The 1,851-nt window shown below is 62.9% G+C and carries 1 protein-coding gene; it reads right to left on the reverse strand.

Going from position 1 to position 1,851, the window contains the following annotated elements; translation table 11 throughout:
• Positions 1-74: 74 nt before the first annotated feature.
• A partial coding sequence (locus KYK83_RS16985) for a strawberry notch C-terminal domain-containing protein (protein WP_222829085.1) occupies positions 75-1,851 on the reverse strand: 1,777 nt, incomplete at its 5' end.

Raw genomic sequence — 1,851 nt, forward strand, 5'->3', positions numbered from 1 at the left:
TTGGTCCAGTTTCATCGAACACCTTAGGACTTAATTTGGTCTCCATATAGACCAGTTTAGGGCAAATGAGAAGTTCAGGGCTCGATTGCGATGCTTTGGAGGATCTTGCTTGCTCTCGACATCGGGACAAACAGCCGCGTGCGGTAACGGATGATCTCGGTGAAGCAGCCCTTGCCCTTGTACCAGTCGAGGCGATCGGGCGAGAACCCGGTCAGTTCTAGGCGCTGTTCGCCGCCGACCAATGAGCGCTTCACGGTAAGTGGATCGTGGCTCGCGAGGCACAGAGGTTTTCCGCTTGCAAGGACGAGGGCGCCGATTTGCTCTACCAAAGGTCCTCTAACACCTGAGAGGCCAAAGGTCTCGGCGATCGCAGCGAGATCGACATCGAGCACTTCGCGCCCGATGATCGACTGACCATCCTCGGCAACGAGGCGGGTGACGCGGACATGATCGCCGGGGAGGCGTTTCCAGACGGGCAGCAGCAATCCTGTGGCCAGATGGACGCGCTCGGTCACCGGGCAAGCGGCAGCCTCCTCTTCCTCGGCCCGCCAGGCGCTGGTGAACGCAGTGACGCCAATTTCTTCCCAGTGGCTCTCAGCGAGTGCCTGAAATGTCCAGTTCGCGGACTTGAGCGGGCGCAGCAGGCGGCGGCGTTCGATCACGGCCCCGTCGTCAGCAATGAGGCGTCGGGCAGGAACCGACAGTGCGACCATGCCAGAGCGCGCATTGCGCATCGGGATCGCGTGCACGCTGCCGATCGCGTGCATCCGCACCAGGCGCTGCAATCGTAGGGGCCGAAGGTGCCTCGTTACTTCGAGCGACACAAGACGGGTCTCGGCTCCGGTCACGGGGTCCGTGCGCAGGAGTTCGTCGGCGAGGACAGTGAAGTGATCGACCCTCACGGTTTCTAGCCCCTGGTCGAGTGTTCCGGCCTCGCGCGCAGTTTCAATCCGCGCTTCGACGAGGCCAAGGTATTCGTCGAAGATTGCGTTCTGGAGCGCGATCGGCAGCGCGAGAATGCGATTGAGCCAGCGCTGGATCGTGGGGAGATTGTCGGTCAGCCCGCCATCGGGGTTTTCAAGCCGTAGGCCAGTGCGCTCGACGAAGTTGGCGAAAGTGGTGGCCTCAAGCTTGCCGTCATAGAGCAGCTGGAACCAGCGGCTGAGCGCATCGCGGGCATAATCGCTTTCAAGATTGTCGGCCGGATCGAACAGGTTCTGTCCGCCGGTCTGGCGCTGGCCGCGCGTCAGCGCGCCGAGGGCATCGAGCCTCCTCGCAATGGTCGAGATGAAGCGGCGTTCGCCCTTCACGTCGGTGGTAACCGGGCGGAACAGCGGGGCCGAGGCCTGATTGGTGCGGTTGGTACGACCGAGACCCTGGATGGCGTTGTCGGCGCGCCAGCCCGGCTCGAGCATAAAATGAACCCGGCGCTGCTGGTTCCTGGCGCCGAAGTCGGCATGGTAGGAACGCCCCGTGCCGCCCGCGTCCGAAAATACCAGAATGCGCTTGGTTCCTTCCATGAAGCTTTGCGCTTCGGCGACATTGGCGCTGGGGCTACGCCGTTCGAGGCGCTGCTGACCATCGCGGCCCAGGACAAGCCTGCGGATCCGGCCCGTCACCTCGGCCACGGCTTCGGTCCCGAAGTGCTCGATGATCGCGTCGAGCGCGGTGGCAATCGGCGGCAGTGCGCAGAGCTGTTCGATCAGCGCATCGCGCGCGGCAATGGCGCGTTGGCAGAAAACCGGATTGCCATCCTCGTCGCTCATCGCCTCGGAGCGAAGATTGCCATCCTCGTCGGCGAAGACCTGCATCAGGCGCACCGGGAAGCTCTTGGTAAGGTAGTCGATGACA

It is taken from the genome of Qipengyuania pacifica, from assembly GCF_019857205.1.
Lineage (GTDB): Bacteria > Pseudomonadota > Alphaproteobacteria > Sphingomonadales > Sphingomonadaceae > Qipengyuania > Qipengyuania pacifica.